This window comes from Skermanella pratensis, assembly GCF_008843145.1.
Taxonomy (GTDB): Bacteria; Pseudomonadota; Alphaproteobacteria; order Azospirillales; family Azospirillaceae; genus Skermanella; species Skermanella pratensis.
Genome location: NZ_CP030265.1, coordinates 1,894,505 through 1,918,509 on the forward strand (window position 1 = coordinate 1,894,505; position 24,005 = coordinate 1,918,509).

The window sequence follows — 24,005 nt, forward strand, 5'->3', positions numbered from 1 at the left end:
GTTGTTGACCGGGACAAGTTAACCAGGGAATTCGGCAAGGCCGAACGCGGTGGGTGGTTGGGGTCTGGCCGGAGCATTGGTCCGGACCAGCGGTCCGATCGCGGCCAGGGTGGCGAACAGCAGGATGATCTCAAGGTAGTAGACGGCGCCGTAGCCGACGGACGGGTCGGTCAGCGCGGGTCCCAGCAGCCCCTGGGCGCCCAGGCTCGACACCAAGTCGCGGATGCCGCCGCCCGCCGCGATCGCGACGCCGGCCGCGGTGGCCTGGACCGCTCCCCAGGCGCCGAGCGCCAGCCCGCTCTCGCCCTCGCGGGCCAGCGCCATGGCGGCGGTCAGCGTGCCGACCACGAACAACCCGCTGCCGAAGCCGATCAGAACGGCGCCGATGCGGACCAGCAGGGCCGAATCCAGCGGGGCGGAGAAGATGATGCAGGAGAAGGCGGCGAGCCCGACCAGCACGCCCAGCGCCGCCAGCCGATAGGGATCGGCTCCCCGGTTCAGCCGCCGGGCCGCGAGGGCGAAGCCGCCCAGCGTGCCGCCCGCCAGCAGCGCGGTCAGCGCGGTGGTCTCGCCGACGCTCAGGTTCAGGATCTGGCCGCCATAGGGTTCCAGCAGGATGTCCTGCATGCTGAACGCCGCCGTCCCCAGCCCGACCGCCACCAGCACGCGGCCGGCGCGGCCCGCCTGCCGGAAGGTACGCCAGGACTCGGCGAAACCGGGACGGGGGCGGTCCGGCGCGGTCGCAGCCGGGTTGCGCGGCTCCTGCTTCCAGAGCGCGATCAGGTTCAGGACCATGGTCATGACGGCGGCGCCCTGGATCACCTGGATCAGGCGGAGCTGCGAGAAATCCGCCAGCAGCCAGCCGAACACCAGGGCGCTGACGACCATCCCGAGCAGCAGCATCACGTAGAGCAGCGCCACCACGCGCGGCCGGGTGGCCGGCGTCGCGAGATCGGTCGCCAGCGCCAGCCCGGCGGTCTGGGTCGTGTGCAGCCCCGCCCCGACCATCAGGAAAGCCAGCGCCGCCCCGGCATGGCCGGCATAGGTCGGGGTGGTGCTGTCGCCCGACAGGATGATCAGGGCGAACGGCATGATCGCGAAGCCGCCGAACTGGATCAGCGTGCCGAACCAGATGTAGGGCACCCGCCGCCATCCCAGCACCGACCGGTGATTGTCCGACCGGAATCCCACCAGCGCCCGCAACGGCGCGAAGACCAGGGGCAGTGCCACCATGACCGCGACCAGCCAGGTCGCGACGCCCAGCTCCACCACCATGACCCGGTTCAGCGTGCCGTTCAGCAGCACGATCGCCATGCCCACCGACACCTGGAACAGCGCCAGCCGCAGCAGCCGCCCCAGCGGCAGTTCCGGCGTCGCGGCGTCCGCGAACGGCAGGAAGCGCGGCCCCAGGAACGTCCAGACGCGGTGTTGGCGCTTAATGATCATGGGGCACCAACTCCAGCGCCTGGGAGGTGTAGAACCCGCACGCCACCCGCTCGGTCCGCGACGGCCGCCAGCGGCCCACCTCGGACGCCAGCAGGCGCCGCAGCCCCGCTTCGCGCACCGGCTCGATCGCCGGCGCCCTGTTTCCCCGTGGAAACAGCTTCCCCACCGCATGCATCGCCGCCAGCGCCGGGGTGCGCGGGGCGAAGGTGAACAGCACCGACGCCCGCGTCCGCTCGGCCAGCGCCTTCACGGCGCGCGCCATGTCGGGCGCCCGGTAGTGGATCAGGGAGTCCATCGCCACCACATGGTCGAACCGGCCGAGGCCGGGGTCGAGCATGTCGCCGACCCGGAAGTCCACGTGCAGCCCAGCCGGCATCCGCTCGCGCGCCAGCCCGACCAGCGTCGGCGACAGGTCGATCGCGACCACCTCGGCGCCCCGCCGGGCCGCCTCCAGCGCCAGCATGCCGGTGCCGCAGCCGGCATCCAGCAGCCGGCACCCCGTCAGGTCCTCCGGCAGCCAGCCCAGCAGCGCGGTCCGCATGCCGTCGCGGCCCTTCCGCACAGTCGCCCGGATGCGCCCTACCGGCGCGTCGGAGGTCAGGCGGGACCATGCCTCCACGGCGGTGCGGTCGAAATAGGTTTCCAGCCGGTCGCGGCGTTCGATGTAGGAGACGCTGTGCATCAGTCGAACCCCAGCAGATCGAAGATGTCCCGGTCCTTCATGGGCTTCGGCGCCAGCGGCTCGGTCCCGGCCCACAGCGTGGCCGCCAGCCGCAGATATTCCGCCTGGACCGCCTCCAGCTCGGGCGACGGCTCCATTTCGAACAGGGTGGCCTTCTTCAGGCGGCTGCGCCGGATCGCGTCCAGGTCCGGGAAGCGGGCCAGGGTCTCCAGCCCGACGACGTTGTTGAAGCGGTCGATCTGGTCGGTCCCGGCGCTCCGGTTGGCGATCACGCCGCCCAGCCTGACATCGTAGTTGCGCGCCTTGGCGTGGATCGCCGCCACGATGCGGTTCATCGCGAAGATGCTGTCGAAGTCGTTGGCGGTGACGATCAGCGCCCGGTCGGCATGCTGGAGCGGGGCCGCGAAGCCGCCGCACACCACGTCGCCCAGCACGTCGAAGATCACCACGTCGGTGTCGTCGAGCAGGTGATGCTCCTTCAGGAGCTTGACCGTCTGGCCGACCACGTAGCCGCCGCAGCCGGTTCCCGCCGGCGGCCCGCCGGCCTCGACGCACATCACGCCGTTGTAGCCCTCGAACACGAAATCCTCGGGCCGAAGCTCCTCCGAATGGAAGTTCACCGTCTCCAGGATGTCGATCACCGTCGGGACCAGCCGCTTGGTCAGCGTGAAGGTGCTGTCGTGCTTGGGATCGCAGCCGATCTGGAGCACCCGCTTGCCCAGCTTGGAGAAAGCGACGGACAGGTTGGACGAGGTCGTGCTCTTGCCGATGCCGCCCTTGCCGTACACGGCGAAGACTTTCGCGCCTTCGATCCTGACGCTCGGGTCCAGCTTGACCTGCACGCTGCCTTCGCCATCCGGGCGTCTTAAAAGAGTGGTGGTCATGCCGCTGCCTTTTCGCTGATGCCTTCGAGCCGGTCTTCCAGGGTCTCGCCGGCCTGCCGCAGGGCCGCCAGCATGGTTTCGTCCGGCGACCAATAACGCCGCTCGTGCGCCTCGATCAGGCGGTTGGCGACCCGCGCCGACGCCTTCGGGTTAAGTTCCGCCAGCCGCTCCCGCATGTCCTCGTCGAGCAGGTAGGTCTGGGTGAGCTGCTGGTAGACCCACGGCGCCACCTGTCCCGTCGTCGCCGACCAGCCCAGGGTGTTGGTCACGTGGGCTTCGATCTGGCGCACGCCCTCGAAGCCGTGCTTCAGCATGCCCTCGTACCATTTGGGGTTCAGCACGCGGGTCCTGACCTCCAGCGCCACCTGTTCGGACAGGGTCCGGACGGTGCCTTCGCCGCGGGTCTGGTCGCCGATATAGACCGGGACGGTCGTCCCGGTGGCCCGCCCGACCGCCCGGCTGATGCCGCCGAGGTTGTCGAAGTAGTGGTCGATCGTGGTGACGCCCAGCTCGACCGATTCCAGGTTCTGGTAGGCGAGATCGACCCCCGCCAGCAGCGTCTTCATCAGCTCCGCCTGTTTGACAGGAATTCCCGACCGCCCGTAGGCGAAGCATTTCCGCCGGGTGAACGCCTCGGCCAGCTCGTCCTCCTCGGTCCAGCAGCCGCTGTCCACCATGTGGTTCAGGTTGGAGCCGTAGGTGCCGTCGGCATTGCTGAAGACCCGGAGCGCCGCCGTTTCGAAGTCGCAGCCGTGGGTGCGCTGGTGCTCCAGGGTGTGCTTCCGCACGAAGTTGAGGTCCAGCGGCTCGTCGGCGCCGGCCGCCAGGAACGCCGCCTCGGCGAGCAGCTTGATCTGCAGGGGCAGCAGGTCGCGGAAGATGCCGGACAGGGTCAGCACCACGTCCACCCGGGGCCGGCCCAGCTCCTCCAGCGGGATCAGCTCGGCACCGCACAGCCTTCCGTAGCTGTCGAACCGGGGCCGTGCCCCGATCAGCGCCAGCACCTGGGCGATCGGCCCGCCCTCGCTCTTCAGGTTGTCCGTTCCCCACAGCACGAAGGCGATGGTTTCCGGGAAGCCGTTGCCCTCCGCCTGGTGGCGGTCCAGCAGGCGGCCCGCCTGCCGGGCACCGTCCGCCACCGCGAAGGCGCTGGGGATGCGGTAGGGATCGAAGCCGTGGATGTTGCGGCCGGTCGGCAGGATCGCCGGGGTCCGCAGCAGGTCGCCGCCCGGCGTCGGACGGATGAACCCGCCGTCCAGCGCGTGCAGGATCGAGGCGAGCTCGTGGTCCTCGGACATCAGAAGGTCGCTCGCCGCCAGCTCGCGGTACAGCGCCAGCGCGGTCTGGTCCGCCGTGATCTCCTCCGGCGCCCGTCCCGCCACCAGCGCCTCGATGTCGGCGCGGGCCGGGCTGGCCCCGTGGGCCGATTCCGCCATGGCGAGCAGCAGGTCCACCCGCTCGGAAGCCGACGGCGGCTCGCCCACCACGTGGAGGCCGTAGGGGATCAGGGTGTATTCCATCTCCAGGATCGCGTGGGTCAGCGCCGCGATTTCCCGCTCCGGATCGGTCCAGGCCGGTTCAGCCTGGGCCAGGTCGACGGCGGCGGCCTGCGCCTGGATCACGCCGGCCAGGTGCCCCCGGTCGGCCTGGATCTCCGGCGTCAGCGCCCGCCAGCTCTCGATCGAGGATTTCAGCTCCAGCAGCCCGCGATAGAGGCCGGCCTGGGCGATCGGCGGCGTCAGGTAGCTGATCAGGGTCGCCGCCGCCCTGCGCTTGGCGATCGTGCCTTCCGACGGGTTGTTGGCGGCGTACAGGTAGAAGTTCGGCAGTTCGCCGAGCAACCGGTCCGGCCAGCACCCTGCGGACAGCGCCGTCTGCTTGCCCGGCATGAACTCCAGCGCGCCGTGGGTTCCGAAATGCAGCACCGCATTGGCCGCGAAATCCTCCCGCAGATAGCGGTAGAAGGCGGAGAAGGCGTGGGTCGGCGCGAAGCCCTTCTCGAACAGGAGCCGCATCGGGTCGCCCTCGTAGCCGAAGCCCGGCTGCAACCCGACCAGCACGTTGCCGAACCGCTCGCCCAGCACCATCAGGCTGGCGCCGTCGGTCTGCTGCCGCCCGGGCGCCGGTCCCCACTGGGCCTCGATCTCGCCCAGCCACCGTTCCCGCCTGACATGGTCGTCCACGGGGATGCGCGCCAGCACGTTGGCGTCGGCGCCGAACCGCGCCGCGTTGCCCAGGATGATCCGGTCCCGCAGGGCGTCGACCGTCTCCGGTACCTCGACCGTGTAGCCGGCCCCGGCCAGCCCCTTCAGCGTGTTGTGCAGGGATTCGAAGACGCCGAGATAGGCCGCGGTGCCGACCGCCCCGGCATTGGGCGGGAAGTTGAACAGCACCACCGCGACGCGGCGCTCGGCCGCCGGCGTCCGGCGCAGGGTCACCAGCCGCTCGACCCGGGCCGCAAGCGCCGCGGCGCGCTCGGCGTGGACCTGCATGTCGCGCGCCTTCTCCAGCGGCGCGGAGGCCGACCGCCCGCCGAACAGCATGGCGCCGGTGCCGCCGTCCAGTTCCGGGATCGCGACCATCATCGTCGCCTCGACCGGCATCAGCCCCCGGTCCGACGTCTCCCACTGCTCCAGGGTCTGGAACTCCACCGCGTGGGCCGCGACATAGGGCACGTCCAGCCCCGCCAGCATGACCTCCGCCGCCTTGGCGTCGTTGTAGGCGGGACCGCCGACCAGCGAGAACCCGGTCATCGACACGACCGCGTCGACCACCGGCTTGCCGTCCTTCAGGAAGAACTGCTCGACCGCCGGCCGGGCGTCGAGCCCGCTGGCGAAGGCCGGGATGACCCGCAGCCCCCGCGATTCCAGGGCCGCGATCACGCCGTCATAGTGGGCGGTGTTGCCCGGCAGCAGGTAGGAGCGCATCACCAGCAGCCCGACGGTGCCCCGGCAGTCGGCGGCCGAGGCGGGCAGCTTGGCGACGCTGTCAGCCATCTGCGGCCTCATGGCGGGGTGATAGACGCCGACGTCCGGATACTCGACCGGCGGGGCCGCCTTCAGCGTGCCGCGCAGGTGCCGGCGTTCGCCGTCGGCGTAGCGGTCCACCAGGAAGCGCAGCATCTGAGCCACGTTCTCGTCCGACCCGCACAGCCAGTACTGCAGCGTCAGGAAATAGGCCCGCACGTCCTGCGCGGCGCCGGGGATGAACCGCAGGATCTTCGGGATCCGCCGGAGCATCGCCATCTGCTTGGCGCCCGAGCTGCCGCCCTCCTTCTTGGCGCCGCGCAGGCGCTTCAGGAAGGCCAGCGGGCCGCGCTCGTTGCCGGTCATGGTGAAGCGGCCGATCCGGGTCAGCCGGATCACCTCTCCCGCCGACATGCAGACCACCATGGCGTCGCACTGGTCGCGGCGGGCCTGAAGGGCGGGGAGGACCGCCTGGATATGGTCCTCCATGAACAGCATGTTGGCGATCACGATGTCGGCTTCGGCGATGTCCGCCCGGCACCGCTCGACCGATCCCGGATCGGTGCCCCATTCCGCCGCGGCGTGCAGGGTGACCTCCAGGCCGGGGACTTCCCGCGCCACGTTCCGCCGCGCTCGCTCGGTCGCTCCCGCCAGGTGGTTGTCCAGCGTGACGATCACGATGCGGACTGGAACGGTATCAGGAGCTGAAATGGGCTTTGGCATGGTACAGCGTCTCGACGGTGATGAGCGCTATGCCCTGCTCGCGGGCGAAGCGTTCGGTGTTGCGGCGGGCCTTGCCGCGGACGAAGAACGGCACCTTTCGAAGCTCCCGCTCGGCGTCGGGAGCCCAGCCGGAGGTTTGCGGGGCGGGCTCCGGCTCCGGCGTCGCGGCGGTGCCGAGATGCGACGGAGCCGCCTCGCCATGGAACTCGAAGTCCTCGCGGAACATCGTCAGCAGATGCTCCTCCAGGCCCATCATCAGGGGATGGACCCAGGTGTCGAAGATCACGTTGGCGCCCTCGAACCCCATCTGGGGGGAGTGGCGGGCCGGGAAGTCCTGGACATGGACGGGGGCGGAGATCACGGCGCAGGGGATGCCCAGCCGCTTGGCGATATGCCGCTCCATCTGGGTGCCCAGCACCAGGTCGGGTTGAAGCTCCGAAACCCTGGCCTCGACCTCCAGGTAGTCGTCGGTCACCAGCGCCTCGACGCCGTACCGCTCCGCCGCCTCGCGCACCTCGCGGGCGAACTCGCGGCTGTAGGTACCGAGCCCGGCGACGGTGAAGCCCAGCTCGTCGCGGGCGATCCGGGCGGCCGCCACCACGTGGGTCGCGTCGCCGAAGACGAAGACCCGCTTGCCGGTCAGGTAGGTGCTGTCCACCGAGTGCGAGTACCAGGGCAGCCGCGACGCTCCCGCGGCCACGTCCGCCGGGACCTCGATGCCGGCCACCCGCGCCACTTCGGCGATGAAGTCGCGGGTGGCGCCGACGCCGATCGGCACCGTCGCCACGATCGGCTGGCCGAAGGTCTTCTGAAGCCACCGGGCGGCGGTGGACGCGATCTCGGGATACAGGACGACGTTGAAGTCCGCCTCGCCCAGCCGCGCCAGGTCGGCCGGGGAGGCGCCCAACGGCGCCACCACCCCGACCTCGACGCCGATCCGGTCGAGCAGGGCGGCAATCTCGGTGACGTCGTCGCGGTGCCGGAAACCCAGCGCCGCCGGCCCCAGCAGGTTGCAGCGCGGACGCCCTCCGGCGTGGCGGGGGCACGCCGGATCGGCCAGCGCCCGGACCAGCCGGTAGAAGGTCTCCGCGGCACCCCAGTTCTCCTTCTTCTGGTAGGCCGGCAGTTCCAGCGGGACCACCGGCACCGGCAGGTCCAGCGCACGGGCGAGGCCGCCCGGATCGTCCTGGATCAGCTCGGCCGTGCAGGAGGCGCCGACGATCAGCGCCTGCGGCCGGAACCGCTCGTAGGCGTCGGCGACCGCCGTCTTGAACAGCTCGGCGGTGTCGCCGCCCAGGTCGCGCGCCTGGAATGTCGTGTAGGTCACCGGCGGGCGCTTGGCCTGCCGCTCGATCATGGTGAACAGCAGGTCGGCATAGGTGTCGCCCTGCGGCGCGTGGAGCACGTAGTGGACGCCCTCCATCGCGGTGGCGATCCGCATCGCGCCCACATGGGGCGGCGCCTCGTAGGTCCAGAGCGTCAGTTGCATGCCGCGACTCCTCCGGCTGCGAGGGCGGCCCTGCGGCGCAGCGGCCGGGCGAACAGTCCGGCCAGGTCGGCGGCCTGCTCGTAACCGTGGATCGGGGTGAAGACCAGTTCGATCGACCACTTCGTGGTCAGCCCCTCCGCTTCCAGCGGGTTGGCGAGGCCGAGGCCGCAGACGGTGATGTCCGGCCTGGCCACCCGGCAGCGGTCGAGCTGGCGTTCCACATGCTGGCCCTCGCTCAGCATGGTGCCGGGGGGCAGCAGCGCCAGTTCCTCCGCCAGGTGGCGGCGGTGCAGATAGGGGGTGCCGACCTCGACCAGCTCCATGCCCAGCTCGGTCGCGAGGAAGCGGGCGAGCGGCACTTCGAGCTGGCTGTCGGGAAAAAAGAAAACGCGCTTGCCCGCCAGTTCGGCACGATAGCGGGCAAGCGCGTTCCGCGATCTTTCGCGGCAGGGGGAGATGACGTCCCGGAAACGGCTGGGCTCGACCTGCCACGCGGCGGCGGCCGCGGCGAGCCACCCCGTGGTGCCCTCCGCACCGAGCGGGAAGGGCGCTTCGAGCCTGGTCGCACCGCGCTCCTCCAGGGTCCGCGCGGTTTCTCCGAGAAAAGGCTGTGCCAGAAGGAACGAGGTGCCCTGACCGACCGGCGGCAGGTCCTCGGCCCGGCGGGGCGGCAGGAAGCGGACCGGACCGATCCCCAGATCCTCGAAGATCCGCTTGAACTGGTCCTCGACGACCTCGGCCAGCGCGCCCACCACCAGCAGCGACCGTCCGTCGTCCCGGGGAAGCTCGGGGACGAGGGCCGCCAGGCAGGCGTCCTCGCCCTGGGTGAAGGTCGTCTCGATCCCGCTGCCGGAGTAGCTCAGGATCCGGACCGCCGGCCGATGCAGGAGCGACAGGCGGGCCGCCGCCCGGCCGAGGTCCAGCTTGATCACTTCCGACGGGCAGGACCCGACCAGGAACAGCAGCCGGATGTCGGGCCGACGCGCCAGGAGCTGCCCCACCACCTGGTCCAGCTCCGTGTTCATGTCGGCCAGGCCGGCGAGGTCGCGCTCCTCGATGATGGCGGTCGCGAACCGCGGCTCGGCGAAGATCATCACCCCGGCGGCGGACTGGATCAGGTGCGCGCAGGTCCGGGACCCGACCACCAGGAAGAAGGCGTCCTGGATCTTGCGGTGCAGCCAGACGATCCCGGTCAGCCCGCAGAACACTTCCCGCTGTCCGCGTTCGCGCAGCACCGGGACGGAGTCGGCCACGGCCGCCGTCACGAGGCGGCTCCCGCATGCCCGAGCCCGGCGCCCGCCGCCTCGTCGCGCCGGGCGGCGCGGAGCTTCAGCAGGAACTGGCCAGCGTTGATCACGTATGTCGCATAGGCGGCCAGCGCCAGGAACATCTGTCCGCGGACGTCGAGAGCCCCGGTCACAAGGGCCGCGAGGTAGGCGGTGTGGAGCGCCAGCACCAGGATGCTGAACACGTCCTCCCAGTAGAAGGCCGGTGCGAACAGGTAGCGCCCGAACACTTCCCGTTCCCAGATCGAGCCGGTGATCATGATCGCGTAGAGCGTCAGCGTCTTGACGACGATGGAGGCGGAAGCCGCCCCCTCGCCCTCGCCGGTGGAGAGATAGCGAAGCACCAGGGCCAGGCTGACCAGGAAGACCACGAACTGCACCGGAGCCAGGATGCCTTGGACCAGGGTCCAGGGGGACGCGTCCCGTTTCAGCCGTTCTTCGGCGGTGTAGAGAGGCTGCCCCCGACCGTGCCGGGTTTGAGAGGCAGGCCCAGGATGGTGCCCGGGGTGGTGCATGGCGTTTCTCCCATTGGGACCGGCCGGCTGACGCCTGGAGCGGGTTTTCGCCCGCCCTCGACCTGCTCCCTTGCTTGGATTGAAACGCTAACTCTAATCGTTGACAGCGTCAACATAGATATACGTCAATCATAGTTGACATATGCGACCAGCGGCTTGGCCAGGGAGGCGACCTGTCAACATGTCGCCTATATCGAGGATAATAACCTTACCGGAATTGTGGTTGAGGGCTATTAATCATGAGCGTAGGCTCGTCCCAATCCTCAGGGAGCAAAAAATGAATGACTCGCTCGAACGGGTCGTTTCAGGGAGGGCCTGGGAAGAGGTCGAGTGTGTTCCGGTCACCGAGAGCACAGCAATCGACTCTCGGGTCGCCACGGGGCACGGCCGGTCCGGCCAGCTTATGGCCGGTTTGATTGACACTGTTGAGGCGGAAATTGTTCCGCGCCTGATCCTGGCACGCCGATCGTCCCCGGAACCGCTCATGGTTCCGGCGCCGCTTGCAGCCGCTCCGGAGCAGGTACCGTGCGTCGACGACGTGCTGGAGCTCTCTTCGCTCCTGCTCAAGGACCAGTTCCGGACCGCGTCGTCGTTCGTGCGATCGGTACAGTCCCGCGGCGTTCCCCTCGAAACGGTCTATCTGGATCTGCTGGCGCCGACTGCCCGGCACCTGGGCGATCTCTGGACCAACGACATCTGCCATTTCGGCGATGTCACCATCGGTCTATGCCGGCTCCAGCAGGTGCTGCGCGACTTCAGCCCGGCATTCATGAACGAGGCCTCCACGCGCGACGACGGGCGACGGGCGCTGCTGATGAGCGTTCCGGGCGGTCAGCATACCTTCGGCATCTCCATGGTCGCCGAGTTCTTCCGGCGGGCGCGGTGGGACGTCACGACGGGAGCCCCCGTGGCGCGCGACGAACTGATCAGGACCGTCCGGAGCCAATGGTTCTCCGTCGTCGGGCTGTCGGTGAGCTGCGAGATCCAGGTCGAACTCCTGGTCTCCACAATCCGGCTGATCCGCCGGGCGTCGCGCAATCCCGCGGTCGGCATCCTGGTGGGGGGACCCGTTTTTGTCACACATCCCGAGATGGTGACCCTGGTCGGTGCCGATGCGACCGCCATGGATGCCCGGCAGGCGCCCATACAGGCCGAAAATCTTCTTGCGCTTATCGCAAAACAAAGCTGAAACTGTCTTGATGGTCAGACCGTTAACAAGATGGAGCTGAACCAGATTTCTATGAAGTGCGGGGCATGATTGTGTTTTCCACTGTCAACAAATTTTTACGTCAACCTTACTTGACAAGTTTCGTCGGGATGGCCTAAATGGTGAGATCAAAGGCGTCAGCCGAACTCGCCGGACCGCTTGTCAGTCAAGTTGACAGTCAAGTCGGCCTCAAGCCCGCAGGCGCTGACTTCAATCCTTCGGGCCCGAAGGTCTCGCCTCCCGTGAAGCACTTCAAAGCTCCAAAGGAGTCCTTCGATAAGCTGGATGCCGAGGCCGTCGCGGCTCTCGTGGCATCCGCCGGGGACATCGCGCTGGTCCTTGACTCCAAAGGCGTCATCCGCGACCTGACCTACGACAACGACGACCTGCCGCGCGACTGGGCGGACCAGTGGATCGGCCGTTCCTGGCTCGATACGGTAACCGCCGAAAGCCGTATCAAGGTCGAAGCCATGCTGCGCGACGCCCAGGCCGGCACGCCGCCGCGCTGGCGCCATGTCAACCATCCGCTGCCGCGCAACGCCGACATCCCGGTCCAGTATTCCGTCGTGCGGATCGGCGGCGAGGGCAAGATGGTGGCGGTCGGCCGCGACCTCCGCCCGTCCGCCGCCCTCCAGCAGCGCCTGGTCGAGGCGCAGCAGTCGATGGAGCGGGACTATTCCCGCCTGCGCCACGTCGAGATGCGCTATCGCCTGCTGTTCCAGATGACGCACGAGGCGATCGTCATCGTCGACGCCAATACCTACAAGATCCTCGAGGCGAACCCCGCCGCCGACGCCCTGCTGGGCCATGCCGTCGGAGGCGTCGCCGGACGGACGCTGACCGAAACCCTCGATACCGCCGACACCCCGGCGCTCCAGTTGCTGCTGGCCGGCGTGCGGGCGACCGGCAGGGCGGACGAAGGGCAGGCCCGATCCGGCTTCGGCCGGGATTTGCAGGTGACCTGCTCGCTGTTTCGCCAGGATGCCGCATCGCTTTTCCTCGTGCGCCTGATCCCCCTGACGGCGGAGCGGGCGGAGTCGCCGGTGATCCTGCCGCATCATCTGCAGATCGTCGACAGCATGCCCGACGGCTTCGTCGTGACCGACGCCGAAGGCCGGATCATCGACGCGAACGCCGCCTTCCTCGACCTGGCCCAGCTCGCCGCGGAGGAGCAGGCGCGCGGCCAGTCGCTGGAGCGCTGGCTGGGCCGGCCCGGCGTCGATCTCGGCGTGCTGATGGCGAACTTGCGTCAGCACGGCTCCGTCCGCCTGTACGCCACCACCTTCCACGGCGAGTACGGCGCCGGAACCCAGATCGAAGTCTCGGCCGGCACCGTGCCCAGCGCCGGGCAGCCCCGCTTCGGCTTCGCCATCCGCGATGTCGGCCGCCGGCTGGCGACCGAGACCCGCAAGAAGGAGCTGCCCCGCGCGGTCGAGCAGCTGACCGAGCTTGTCGGCCGCGTGCCGCTCAAGGATCTGGTCCGCGAGACCACCGACGTGATCGAGCGTCTGTGCATCGAGGCCGCCCTGGAACTGACCGGCGACAACCGCGCGTCCGCCGCCGAGATCCTCGGCCTCAGCCGCCAGAGCCTGTACGTCAAGCTGCGCCGCTACGGGCTGGGTGATCTGGAAAGCGGGGAGTGATCGACCGCGCGGCGAACGGCAGATGACCGGCTCAGCCGCTGTACCCGACCTACATTCAAGTTACAGTGCGTCGGGATCGAATCCCCTCAGCCCTTCTCGCTGTCCAAGTGGGCGAGCTGCTCGCTCGGATAGTGCTCACCTGCCGCGGAGCCGGGCGGCAGGGCTTCCGCCAAGGACTTCAGGTCCTCCGCCGACAGCGCCAATCCCGTGGCGCCCAGCGCTTCCTTCAGCCGGTCGCGCCGCCGGGCGCCGACCAGCGGGACGATGTCCCGGCCCTGGGCCGCGACCCACGCGATCGTCCACCGTCAGCAAGCTGTTCCGCGTCGGCGAACGGGCCAGCTCGACCCTCGTCGCCCGCAAGATCGGTTCGGCACGGCGCAAGATCGTGGGATCGCCGGGTTGCCGGCGCCCACGGCAGGCTTTCCAGCCGGCCTGATCCTGCGATACCGAACCATGGCTTGAAATTCCTCTCCGGGTCCAACACCCTCGTCGCCTCGGGCCGGAGCCCGAGCATTCAAAAAAGGAGGAGACTTGCCATGGATCTCGGACTGAGCGGGCGGAACGCCGTCGTTTGCGCGTCCAGCCAGGGGCTGGGCCGCGCCTGCGCCCTGGAACTGGCGCGTGCCGGATGCACCGTCGTGGTGAACGGCCGCGACCAAGCGGTCCTGGACAGGACCGCCGAGGAGATCCGGAAGGAAACCGGCGCCACCGTCATCGCCGTCGCCGCCGACGTCAGCACCCGCGAGGGGCAGGACGCCCTGCTCGCCGCGGTGCCGACCGTCGATATCCTGGTCAACAACAACGGCGGCCCTCCGCGCCGCGACTTCCGCGAGATCGACCGCGACGCCATGGTCAGCGGGGTCGTCGGCAACATGGTGACCCCGATCGAGCTGGTTCAGCGCGTGATCGATGGCATGGTCGAGCGGAAGTTCGGCCGGATCGTCAACATCACCTCGGCCTCCGTCAAGATGCCGCTGACCGGGCTGGACCTGTCGAGCGGCGCCCGCGCCGGCTTGACCGGCTTCCTCGCCGGCGTCGCCCGATCGGTCGCCCATGCCAACGTGACGATCAACTTCGTCCTGCCGGGATCCTTCGACACCCGCCGGCTGCGCACCGGGCTGGAGGGCGGGGCGAAGGCCCAGGGGGTCGCGTTGGAGGAGTTTGCCGACCTGCGCCGCGCCGAGATCCCGGCCCGCCGGTTCGGCGATCCGTCGGAGTTCGGCAAGGCCTGCGCCTTCCTGTGCTCCGCCCATGCCGGCTACATCACCGGCCAGAGCCTGCTGATCGACGGAGGCGCCTACCACGGCATTCTCTGACCGGTCATCTTTCTTTATTTTCCAGGGATGAGAACGGGAGGCCGTTCGTACGCATTCAAACAGTGCGTAAACGAACCTACAGGGGGCCTCCCGTGAGTACCGAACCTGTCCAGCCGGCCTCATGACGGTCGTCTGGCTCAAGACCGCCCATATCGCCTCCCTGGTCGTCTGGTGCGGCTGCCTGCTCGTCATCCCGGGCCTGTTCGCCCAGCGCCAGGGCGTATCCCACGATCCGACGCGCTTCGACCTCCAGCGGCTGACCCGTTTCCTGTTCGTCACCATCGCGTCCCCCGCGGCGTTCGTGGCGATCGGGACGGGAATCGCGCTGATTTTTGCCCGCGAGGTCTTCACCGCCTGGTTCGCCCTGAAGCTGCTGGTGGTCGGCGGACTGGTGGCGATGCATGTCCGCCACGGCTTCGTGGTCCTGCGCGTCTTCGAACCCTCCGGTACCTACCGGACATGGCGCAAGCTCGCCGCGACCGGGCTGACGCTCGGACTGATCGCGGCGATCCTGTGGCTGGTCCTGGACAAGCCGGTGGTCGACATGGCGTTGCTGCCGGACTGGCTGCACCAGCCCGGCGGCCTGCGCCGCGTGGTCGAAGACCTCATCTATCAGTGGATATCATGAGGCCGATGCCATGATCGAACACCAGCTTGCCGCCGTGCCAGCCGGCGATTCCGACAAAGATGGCGCCCAGGCCCGACAGGGCCAGGCCGAGCGGCAGGATGGCCGTCTCGTCGGCATACAAGCGAAGGCCCCAGTTCATCCCCAGGATGGACAGCAGCATCATCGCCGCGATGGCATGGGTCCAGCTTGCCGCCCGGTTGCGGATGCCGGGCACGAACAACAGTTCAGCCGTTCCGGCGATCCCCGCAGCGATGCCGAGCCAGAACGCCGCCCCGCAGGCCCAGAGGCCGGCCCTTGCCCAAAAGACGTCGCCGCTCCACCAATAGAAGACATCGCTGCCCAGCGTCGCCATGGTCATGGCGATCGGGAAGGCCACCATCATGGCATGGATCGGGTGCCCAGCCACGGCCACCAGGGACTCCGTGCCCTTCTCCGCGACCTGACTGAGCACGGGGTTGTTCTCTTCGACCGGGTTCGCCATGCATCGAGTTCCGTTTCCGTCATGGAAGCCTTGTTTCCGTCAGTTAACCCGGCGTTCCGGCCGTTCAAGGGACTTGCCGCCGTCACGGCGCTCGCCGGCTGCGGCGGGCCGTTCTCGACCCTCGACCCCGCCGGACCCGCCGCCCAGTCCATCGCGACGCTGTGGTGGGTGATGCTGGCCGGCTCCGTCGTGCTGTTCGCCCTGGTGATGGTCCTGTTCGGCTTCGCCTTCCTGCGCCGGCATCCCTCATGGAATTCCGACCGGCCGGTCGGGCAGGCTTTGGTCCTGTGGGGCGGGCTCGTGATGCCCGTCGCCGTCCTCTCCGCTCTGCTCGGCTACGCGCTGTTCATGGGCGAGCGGCTGGTCCCGCGTCCGGACGACGGCGTGCTCCGCGTCGAGGCCCATGCCCGCCAGTGGCAGTGGGAGTTCGCCTATCCCGACACGCCGGGCGCCCTGGGAACGATCGATATCCTGCATATCCCGGCCGGGCGCCCGGTCGACATCCACGTCACCAGCGCCGACGTGATCCACAGCTTCTGGGCGCCCCGGCTCGGCGGCAAGATCGACGCCATCCCGGGCCACACGAACGTGATCCGCCTCGTCGCCGACCGGCCGGGCACCTACCACGGCAAGTGCTCCGAGTTCTGCGGCACCGGCCACACCGTGATGGGCTTCACCGTGGAGGCGCACGACGCCGCCGCCTATTCCGCCCGCCTCGCAGACCCGCAGGGCCAGACCCGCAGGACCGCCCCACAGGATACGGCCAGTGACTGAAATCCGAGAATCCCGGGGCTTTCCGGCAAGCCCGGAACGTTCCCCCGACATGTCCGCGGCAGGGGCTCCGTCCTCCGATCTGGCGATGCGCCTGCATCGGGACCTGGACCGGATCTGGAGCACGCCGCCCGGCGTCGGCCGGCTGTCGGCGGTCAACCACACCATCGTCGGCCGGCGCTTCATCGTCGCGGCCTTCGTCTTCTTCATCATCGGCGGGCTGCTGGCGATGCTGATCCGCGCCCAGCTGGCGACGCCGCACGGCGCTTTCGTCGGGCCGGAGCTGTACAACCAGATCTTCACCATGCACGGCTCGGTGATGATGTTCCTGTTCGCGATCCCGATGTTCGAAGGGGTCGCGATCTACATGCTGCCGAAGCTGCTGGGCGCGCGCGACCTGGCCTTTCCCCGGCTGACCGCCTACGGCTTCTGGTGCTACGTGTTCGGCGGTTCGATCCTGGTCGTGGCGATGCTGCTGGGCGTGGCGCCCGACAGCGGCTGGTTCATGTACACGCCGCTGTCGTCGAATACCTATTCCCCCGGGATCAATGCCGACGTCTGGCTGCTCGGCATCACCTTCGTCGAGATCTCCGCGGTCTGCGCGGCAGTCGAGATCACCGTCACGATCCTGAAGATGCGCGCGCCCGGCATGACCATCGACCGGATGCCGCTGTTCGCCTGGTACATCCTGGTGACCGCCGGCATGATGCTGGCCGGGTTCCCGCCGCTGATCCTGGGCTCGATCCTGCTGGAGGTCGAGCGCGCCTTCGACCTGCCGTTCTTCGACCCGGCGCGGGGCGGCGATCCGCTGCTGTGGCAGCACCTGTTCTGGCTGTTCGGCCATCCCGAGGTCTACATCATCTTCCTTCCCGGGGCAGGCATGGTCTCGACCATCCTGCCCGTCATGGCCCGGCGGGAGATCGTCGGCTACACCTGGATCGTGGTGTCGGTCGTGGCGGTGGGTTTCCTCAGCTTCGGCCTGTGGGTCCACCACATGTTCACGACGGGCATCCCGCACCTGGCGCTGGGCTTCTTCTCCGCCGCCAGCACGCTGGTCGCGATTCCGACCGGCGTGCAGATATTCTCCTGGCTGGCCACGCTGATCGACGGGCGGCCCCAGCTGAAGCTGCCCATGCTGTACCTGTTCGGCTTCTTCGTCGTTTTCGTCGCCGGCGGGCTGACCGGCGTGATGGTCGCGGTGGTGCCGTTCGACTGGCAGGTCCACGACACCCATTTCGTCGTGGCGCACATGCATTACGTGCTGGTCGGCGGCTTCGTCTTCCCGCTGCTGGCCGCGGCCTACTACTGGCTGCCGCATGTCAGCGGCAAGGTCGCGCGCTACCCCCTGGGCCACGCGGCTTTCTGGCTGATCTTCATCGGCTTCAACGTCACTTTCTTCATCATGCACCTGACCGGGCTGCTGGGAATGCCGCGCCGCGTCTTCAGCTACGAGCCGGGATGGGGCTGGGACCTGCCGAACCTGGTCTCCTCCTTCGGCGGTTTCCTGATGACGATCGGTTTCGCCCTGTTCGTCGTGGACATGATGCTTCATGTCCGCTTCGGCCGGACCGCGCCGCGCAACCCGTGGGGAGCGAGCACCCTGGAATGGGCCACGGCCACTCCGCCGGCGACATACAACTTCGCCTCCCTCCCCACGGTGTCGGGCCGCCATCCCCTGCGGGACACGCCGGAACTGCCCAGCGATCTGGCCGGGGGCAGGGGATACCTGGGCTTCCCCCGCGAGGGGCGGCAGGAGACGCTGGGCATCCACATGACGGCGGCGACGCCGGACCAGGTCATCGTCCTGCCGGGGCCGACATATCTGCCGCTCTACACGGCGTTCGCCACCGGCGTCGTCTTCCTGGGCCTGCTGTTCAAGGTCTACTGGCTGGTCCCGGTGGGTGCTGTGCTGATGCTGGCGATGTTCATGCTGTGGACCCGGGGAACCGGCCAGCTCCGCGACCGCGGCCCCCTGCCGATCGGCCTGGGAGTTTCCGCCCCGGCCCATTGGGAAGCCGCCGGGGCGCCGTCCTGGTGGGCCATGGTCTTCACGCTGGTCGCCGACGGCGTCCTGTTCTCCTCCCTGGCGTTCGGCGCGCTGTTCCTCTGGGTATCGGCTCCCGGCTGGCCGCCGCCCCAGGTCATCGATGTCCAGTGGTGGCAACCCGCGCTGGCCGGGGCCGGGCTGGTCGCCGCGGCCTTGGCGGGCCGGCGCGCGGTCGCGGTGAACGGAAATGCCGATGCCTCCCGGTCCGCCGGCCGGGACCGCTGGCTCCTCCTTGCCGCCGCGGGCCATGCCTTCGCCCTGGCCTGGCTGGTCCTGCTCGCTCTGGCGACACCCGGCCCGACGCTGCACGCCTATGGTGCCGCCACGGTGGCGCTGCTGGCCTATGCCGGTTTCCACGCCGCCCTGGGCTGCGTGTTCGCCCTGTTCGGCCTGTGGCGGTCCCGCGCCGGCTATATCTCGGCCGCCCGAAGCCTGGACCTTCGCATCGGCGCCCTGTGGCACGGCTATACCGCGGCGACCGGCATAGCCGCGGTGCTCCTGGTCGCGGCACTGCCCCGGCTGGTGACGCTATGAGCGAGACGGCCAGGTCCGGCAAGCTGCTGCTCCTCGTCGCCGGGTTCCTGCTCTGGAGTTCGGCCTTCGTCGTGCTCTACGGACTACAGGGACTCGGCTGCCGCCTGGGCTGGGAGGACATGGACCTCGGCCCGGTCTCCCTGAACCGCGGCGCCCTGCTGGCAGCGTGGGTCCTCCATGTGGGATTGATCGGGGTCATGGCCGCTATCCAGGCGCGCCGGCGTTCCGCCGATCGGGGAGACGCCTTCATCGACCGGGCGGGGCTGGCCTTGACCTTCTGCGCGCTGGTGGCGACCATCTGGACCGGGCTACCGATACTCACCGCGGGATCGACCTGTAGCTGAGTCCAGGGTTTGGCTGTTTGACCGACATGAACATCTTCACCGCCTGGTTCCACAGGACCTTCGCCAACCCCCAGGTGGTGCTTCTCGCCGGCCTGCTGATCGCGGGCTTCGGCATTCTGGCGTTGGCGGCGGACGTCCTGGCGCCGCTGATCGCCAGCATCGTGATAGCCTATCTGCTGGACGGCCTGATCACCATGCTGGAGCGCCGCCGGATCCCGCGGGGCATGGCGATGGGACTGGTATTCAGCCTCTTCCTCGCCATCCTGTTGGGAATCTTCCTGATCCTGCTGCCGCTTCTGCTCAGCCAGATCGCCCAGCTCATCCAGCAGCTTCCGGCGATCCTGTCGCGGACCCAGGACCTGATCCTGGAGCTGCCCCAGCGCTATCCCGAGATCTTCGAGGACCAGCAGATCCTCGATTTCCTGGCGAGCCTGCGCAACGACCTGATCCTGATCGGGCAGCGGATCCTCAGCGCCTCGGTCGCCTGGCTGCCGGCCCTGGTCAACCTGGTCGTCTATCTCGTCCTGATGCCGATGCTGGTGTTCTTCTTCCTGAAGGACAAGGAGCGCATCCTGGCCTGGTTGCTCAGCTTCCTGCCGCCGGAACGGCGGCTGGCCGAGCAGGTCTGGCGGGAAGTGGACGCCGAGATCGGCGGCTATGTGCGCGGCAAGATCTACGAATTCCTGATCGTCGCCGTGGTCACCTATGGGGCGTTCCTGATGCTGGACCTTCAGTTCAGCGCCCTGTTGGCGATCACCACCGGCCTGTCCACCCTGATCCCTTATATCGGCGTCGTGCTAGCCTCCGTTCCGATCGCCGTGATCGCCTATGCCCAGTGGGGCACCGGACCCGAGTTCCTGTGGGTGATGGGCGCCTACGCGGTGATCCAGCTGATCGACGGCAACATCCTCGCCCCGCTGCTGCTGTCCGAAGTCGTCAACCTGCACCCCACCGCCGTCATCGTGGCCCTGCTGGTGTTCGGCAGCATCTGGGGCTTCTGGGGCATCTTCTTCGCGATCCCGCTGGCGTCCCTGGTCCATGCGGTCCTGAACGCCTGGCCCAGGACGCCGCACGCTCCCCAGCCTTGAACCTCCCCAGCCTTGAACCTCCCCGGTCCTGAACCGGGCCTGTCGTGAACGCCACTATTTGTCGGGTTTATCGCAAAGGACATCCCTGGCGACGTTGCGGTCGCTCATCCTGAATACACGAAGCCGCTGAAGTATATAATAATTATCTGCGCGGCATGAAATTTGCAAAGTGCCCGATGCCGGCCTTCGAAATTGTCGGCATCGGGCTAAAGCTGCCCTTCCGTCATCCAACTGTCAGAATACTTGGGATGTCATCCGGAGATTTTGACCGAACGGTCGGTATTTATTCAATGGGTGATTTCACCCAGCTCCAGAAAAAGGAACAAGGATTTGGCAAACGTGACCTTCCGGTCTCCGGCGATGGCCAAGGACATCACCTTGTACGCCGTCGCGGGGGACCGCGGAACCCTGCTCACCCTCGCCAGGGATCACAAGATCCCGATCCCTTTCGATTGCGGTGACGGCGAGTGCGGTTCGTGCCTGGTGGAGGTCGAACTCCTGAGCACCAACAAGCCCTACGGCATCGCCCTGACCGAGAAGGAAAAGGAGATGCTGCGCCAGCTCGGCAAGATCACCCCGGCGGAGATCGAGGACGCCGAAACCAACGACATGCCTCCGCGCCACCGGCTGGCCTGCCAGTACTTCGTGCGGAACGAGGACATCGCGGTGATCTTCCCGGGCGACGAGACCCTGCCCAAGGCGAGGCCCGCCCTGTCCACGGCGGTGAAGACCTACAAGGGTGGTCTTGAGATCGCCTCGGTGGAGGAGTTCCTCGGCTACGCCATCAAGGTGGAGGAGGATGCCGCCATCCATTTCGAAGAGCTGGCGGTGGAGATGAACAAGGTCGGCAACAAGGAAATCGCCGACCTGTTCAGCCAGCTGGGCGAGTACTCGCGCCTGCACCTGGCGGAAGCCAAGAAGCGGGCCGGCTCGACCGACGTCACCTGCTACATCCCGGGCGACCACGTGTGGCCGACCCTGGAAACCCCGGAGCGCACCGCTCTCTGGGCGGGCGACCCGTCGCTGTCGCGGCTGGACGCGCTGAAGGCGGCGCTCCAGGGCGAGAAGCTCGGCTTCGAGTTCTACCTGACCGTCGCCGGCCACACCAAGGACGCCGACATCGCCGAACTCGCCAACGAGTTCGTCAAGGAGGAGAGCGAGCACGTCGCCATCCTCGAGCGCTGGATCGAGCGGGAAGAAGCCGCCCGCAAGGCCGCCGCTCAGGCGTAACCTTGTCGGCATCGGGAACCGGGCGCGTCTCGCGCCCGGTTCCCGAGTCATTCCCAGGGATTGCGGTAGTGATGCGCGGCTGCATGGCACCCACTTTCCTTAATTCGCGGGGCATGTCCACGGCTATCTGGTCACGTCGGCTGCCTGACGCGGGCTGCCCGGCACGTCCGCGTGGCGTTTCTCCAGCAATGATCGGCTCGCCGCGGGTCGGCGCCGGCCTTTGGCCGGCGCCGACCCGCGGTCCCGTCACGCCTCTCAGCTGAAGGCCTGGATGCCGGTCTGGGCGCGGCCCAGGATGAGGGCGTGGATGTCGTGTGTGCCCTCGTAGGTGTTGACCGCCTCCAGGTTCATGACGTGGCGGATCACGTGGTACTCGTCCGAGATGCCGTTGCCGCCCAGCATGTCGCGGGCGACCCGGGCGATGTCGAGCGCCTTGCCGCAGTTGTTGCGCTTCATCAGGCTGATCGCCTCCGGCGGGGCGCGGTGCCCGTCCTTCAGCCGGCCCAGCCGCAGCGCGGCGTGCAGGCCGAGCGTGATCTCGGTCTGCATGTCGGCCAGCTTCTTCTGGATCAGCTGGTTGGCCGCCAGCGGCCGGCCGAACATCTTGCGCTCCAGCACGTAGTCGCGCGCCTGGTGCCAGCAGAACTCCGCCGCCCCCATGGCGCCCCAGGATATGCCGTAGCGCGCGTTGTTCAGGCAGCCGAACGGCCCCTTCAGCCCCTTGACGTTGGGCAGCAGGTTCTCCTCCGGGACGAACACCTCGTCCATCGCGATGCCGCCGGTGATCGAGGCGCGCAGGCTGAACTTGCCCTCGATCTTGGGCGCGCTCAGCCCCTTCATGCCCTTCTCCAGCACGAAGCCGCGGATCTCGCCGGCATCGTCCTTGGCCCACACCACGAACACGTCGGCGATCGGCGAGTTGGTGATCCACTGCTTGGAGCCGCTGACCGAGTAGCCGCCCTCGACCTTGCGCGCCCGCGTCTTCATGGAGCCCGGATCCGACCCGGCGTCCGGCTCGGTCAGGCCGAAGCAGCCCACCCATTCGCCGCTGGCCAGCTTGGGCAGGTACTTCAGGCGCTGCTCCTCGGTGCCGTAGGCGTGGATCGGGTGCATGACCAGCGAGGACTGGACCGACATGGCGGAGCGGTAGCCCGAGTCCACCCGCTCGACCTCGCGGGCGATCAGGCCGTAGCTGACATAGCCGACCCCGGCGCAGCCGTAGCCGTCGATGGTCGGCCCGAGCAGGCCCAGCTCGCCCATCTCGGTCATGATCTCGCGGTGGAAATGCTCGTGCCGGTTCGCCTCAAGCACGCGCGTCATCAGCTTGTCCTGGCAATAGCCCCGCGCGCTGTCGCGGATCATCCGCTCCTCTTCCGAAAGCTCGTCCTCCAGCAGCAAGGGGTCTTCCCACTGGAAGCGGGCGGGGCCGGAAGCCTTGGACTTGGTTTCGGCGATGGTGATGGTATCTCCGGTCATGTCGGTTACACCCGTTCTAGGACGGCGGCGATTCCCTGGCCGACGCCGATGCACATGGATACGACGGCATAACGGCCGCCGCCGCGGTGGAGTTGCCGGGTCGCGGTCAAGGCGAGCCGCGCGCCCGAGGCGCCGAGCGGATGCCCGACCGCGATGGCGCCGCCATTGACATTGAGCCGGCTGTCGTCGACCGACAGTCCCAGCCCGTGCAGGCAGCCCAATACCTGGGTCGCGAAAGCCTCGTTGATCTCGATCACGTCGACCTCGCCGAGGCTCAGCCCGGCGCGGTCCAGCGCCTTTTTGATCGCCGGCACCGGCCCGAGGCCCATGACGCGCGGCTCGACCCCGGCGACGGCGCCCGACACGACGCGGGACAGCGGCTTCGCGCCGGCGCGCTCGCCGGCCTCGCGCGTGCCGATCAGCAGCGCCGCGGCCCCGTCGTTGATGCCCGACGCGTTGCCGGCCGTCACCACGCCGTCCCGGAACAGCGGCTTCAGCTTGGCGAGCCGCTCCAGGGTGGTCTCGGGCCTGGGATGCTCGTCGGCCGCGACCGTCTCGACGGCGCCCCGCCTGCCGGGGACCTCGACCGGCACCAGCTCGCCGTCGAAATAGCCGTCGGCCAGCGCCGCCGCGTATTTGCGCTGGGACTCCAGGGCGAAGCGGTCGCTCGCCTCGCGGGTGATCCGGAGGTCGTGGCCGATATTGTCGGCCGTCTCCGGCATGGAATGGTTGCCGTGCCCCTCGATGATCCGCGGGTTGGTGAAGCGGGCGCCCATGGTGGTGTCGAACGCCTTGATCTCGCGGGAATAGGCCGATTCCGACTTGCCGATCACGAAGGGCGCGCGGCTCATGCTCTCCACGCCGCCGGCCACGATCAGGTCGCCCTGGCCGACCGTCACCGCGCGCGACGCGTCCAGGACGGCCGACAGGCCGCTGCCGCACAGGCGGTTGACCGTCAGCCCCGGCACCTGGAACGGCAGCCCCGCCAGCAGCCCGGCGTGCCGCGCCACGTTGCGGCTGTCCTCGCCCGCCTGGTTGGTGCAGCCGGCGATGACGTCCTCGATATCCTCCGGCTTGAACGGCCCGCGCTCGACGACGGCCTTGACGACGCCGGCCAGCAGGTCGTCGGGACGCACGCCCGCCAGCGATCCCGCATGACGGCCGAACGGCGTCCGCAGGCCGTCGTAGATATAGGCTTCGAGCATCGGCTCACTCCCCCTCAGCTGTTTTCGTCCCGCCGCGCACCCAA

General features: G+C 68.5%; 19 protein-coding genes. 9 read left to right on the forward strand and 10 right to left on the reverse strand.

Annotated features, from left to right (window positions below):
* Positions 1-18: 18 nt before the first annotated feature.
* From DPR14_RS08570 to bchF, 7 genes are read right to left on the reverse strand one after another with little or no spacing between them, the layout of a single operon-like run.
* Positions 19-1,446, reverse strand: a complete 1,428-nt coding sequence (locus DPR14_RS08570) for a BCD family MFS transporter (RefSeq protein ID WP_158044767.1) — start codon at positions 1,444-1,446, stop codon at positions 19-21.
* The gene (gene bchM, locus DPR14_RS08575; protein WP_158044768.1) at positions 1,436-2,128 is read right to left on the reverse strand and encodes a magnesium protoporphyrin IX methyltransferase; all 693 of its coding nucleotides are present in this window, start codon (positions 2,126-2,128) and stop codon (positions 1,436-1,438) included. The genes DPR14_RS08570 and bchM overlap by 11 nt, the downstream gene beginning before the upstream one ends.
* The gene (bchL, locus tag DPR14_RS08580) at positions 2,128-3,012 is read right to left on the reverse strand and encodes a ferredoxin:protochlorophyllide reductase (ATP-dependent) iron-sulfur ATP-binding protein (RefSeq protein WP_158044769.1); all 885 of its coding nucleotides are present in this window, start codon (positions 3,010-3,012) and stop codon (positions 2,128-2,130) included. The genes bchM and bchL overlap by 1 nt, the downstream gene beginning before the upstream one ends.
* Entirely contained in the window at positions 3,009-6,701 is a 3,693-nt protein-coding gene (locus tag DPR14_RS08585; protein ID WP_158044770.1) for a magnesium chelatase subunit H, read from the reverse strand. Before DPR14_RS08585 ends, bchL begins: the two co-directional genes overlap by 4 nt.
* On the reverse strand, positions 6,676-8,190 hold the full coding sequence (gene bchB, locus DPR14_RS08590; protein ID WP_158044771.1) for a ferredoxin:protochlorophyllide reductase (ATP-dependent) subunit B: 1,515 nt from the start codon (positions 8,188-8,190) through the stop codon (positions 6,676-6,678). The genes DPR14_RS08585 and bchB overlap by 26 nt, the downstream gene beginning before the upstream one ends.
* The gene (locus tag DPR14_RS08595; protein ID WP_158044772.1) at positions 8,181-9,455 is read right to left on the reverse strand and encodes a ferredoxin:protochlorophyllide reductase (ATP-dependent) subunit N; all 1,275 of its coding nucleotides are present in this window, start codon (positions 9,453-9,455) and stop codon (positions 8,181-8,183) included. The genes bchB and DPR14_RS08595 overlap by 10 nt, the downstream gene beginning before the upstream one ends.
* Positions 9,452-9,991, reverse strand: a complete 540-nt coding sequence (bchF, locus tag DPR14_RS08600) for a 2-vinyl bacteriochlorophyllide hydratase (protein WP_158044773.1) — start codon at positions 9,989-9,991, stop codon at positions 9,452-9,454. Before bchF ends, DPR14_RS08595 begins: the two co-directional genes overlap by 4 nt.
* Before the next feature lie 484 nt (positions 9,992-10,475).
* Here bchF and DPR14_RS08605 point away from each other — a divergent pair, with 484 nt between their 5' ends.
* From DPR14_RS08605 to DPR14_RS08625, 4 genes are all read left to right on the forward strand, one after another.
* Entirely contained in the window at positions 10,476-11,180 is a 705-nt protein-coding gene (locus DPR14_RS08605) for a cobalamin B12-binding domain-containing protein (RefSeq protein ID WP_192499356.1), read from the forward strand.
* Between the two features lie 260 nt (positions 11,181-11,440).
* Positions 11,441-12,841, forward strand: a complete 1,401-nt coding sequence (ppsR, locus tag DPR14_RS08610) for a transcriptional regulator PpsR (RefSeq protein WP_158044775.1) — start codon at positions 11,441-11,443, stop codon at positions 12,839-12,841.
* Between the two features lie 536 nt (positions 12,842-13,377).
* On the forward strand, positions 13,378-14,157 hold the full coding sequence (locus tag DPR14_RS08620; protein ID WP_158044776.1) for an SDR family oxidoreductase: 780 nt from the start codon (positions 13,378-13,380) through the stop codon (positions 14,155-14,157).
* Between the two features lie 121 nt (positions 14,158-14,278).
* Complete coding sequence (locus tag DPR14_RS08625; RefSeq protein WP_158044777.1) at positions 14,279-14,785, forward strand: CopD family protein; 507 nt, start codon at positions 14,279-14,281, stop codon at positions 14,783-14,785.
* Here DPR14_RS08625 and DPR14_RS08630 read toward each other — a convergent pair.
* Complete coding sequence (locus DPR14_RS08630) at positions 14,763-15,266, reverse strand: DUF2231 domain-containing protein (protein ID WP_158044778.1); 504 nt, start codon at positions 15,264-15,266, stop codon at positions 14,763-14,765. The two genes, DPR14_RS08625 and DPR14_RS08630, sit on opposite strands and share 23 nt — an antisense overlap.
* A gap of 30 nt (positions 15,267-15,296) precedes the next feature.
* Between DPR14_RS08630 and coxB the strand changes: the two genes are divergently transcribed.
* The 5 genes from coxB to DPR14_RS08655 all read left to right on the forward strand — a co-directional run bounded on the left by coxB (position 15,297) and on the right by DPR14_RS08655 (position 21,280).
* The gene (gene coxB / locus DPR14_RS08635; RefSeq protein WP_211103946.1) at positions 15,297-16,040 is read left to right on the forward strand and encodes a cytochrome c oxidase subunit II; all 744 of its coding nucleotides are present in this window, start codon (positions 15,297-15,299) and stop codon (positions 16,038-16,040) included.
* 49 nt (positions 16,041-16,089) lie between these two features.
* Positions 16,090-18,618, forward strand: coding sequence for a cytochrome c oxidase subunit I (gene ctaD / locus DPR14_RS08640; RefSeq protein ID WP_158044780.1), 2,529 nt, complete (start codon positions 16,090-16,092; stop codon positions 18,616-18,618).
* Complete coding sequence (locus DPR14_RS08645; protein WP_158044781.1) at positions 18,615-18,962, forward strand: hypothetical protein; 348 nt, start codon at positions 18,615-18,617, stop codon at positions 18,960-18,962. The genes ctaD and DPR14_RS08645 overlap by 4 nt, the downstream gene beginning before the upstream one ends.
* A gap of 26 nt (positions 18,963-18,988) precedes the next feature.
* The gene (locus DPR14_RS08650; protein WP_158048059.1) at positions 18,989-20,050 is read left to right on the forward strand and encodes an AI-2E family transporter; all 1,062 of its coding nucleotides are present in this window, start codon (positions 18,989-18,991) and stop codon (positions 20,048-20,050) included.
* A 339-nt stretch (positions 20,051-20,389) separates the two neighbouring features.
* A complete protein-coding gene (locus tag DPR14_RS08655) occupies positions 20,390-21,280 on the forward strand; it encodes a 2Fe-2S iron-sulfur cluster-binding protein (RefSeq protein ID WP_246149048.1) in 891 nt (296 codons plus the stop codon).
* A gap of 255 nt (positions 21,281-21,535) precedes the next feature.
* On the opposite strand, the gene DPR14_RS08660 is transcribed toward DPR14_RS08655, so the two are convergent.
* Both DPR14_RS08660 and DPR14_RS08665 read right to left on the reverse strand, forming a co-directional pair.
* Positions 21,536-22,756, reverse strand: coding sequence for an acyl-CoA dehydrogenase (locus DPR14_RS08660; RefSeq protein WP_158044783.1), 1,221 nt, complete (start codon positions 22,754-22,756; stop codon positions 21,536-21,538).
* 5 nt (positions 22,757-22,761) lie between these two features.
* The gene (locus DPR14_RS08665; RefSeq protein ID WP_158044784.1) at positions 22,762-23,961 is read right to left on the reverse strand and encodes a 3-oxoadipyl-CoA thiolase; all 1,200 of its coding nucleotides are present in this window, start codon (positions 23,959-23,961) and stop codon (positions 22,762-22,764) included.
* Positions 23,962-24,005 lie beyond the last annotated feature (44 nt).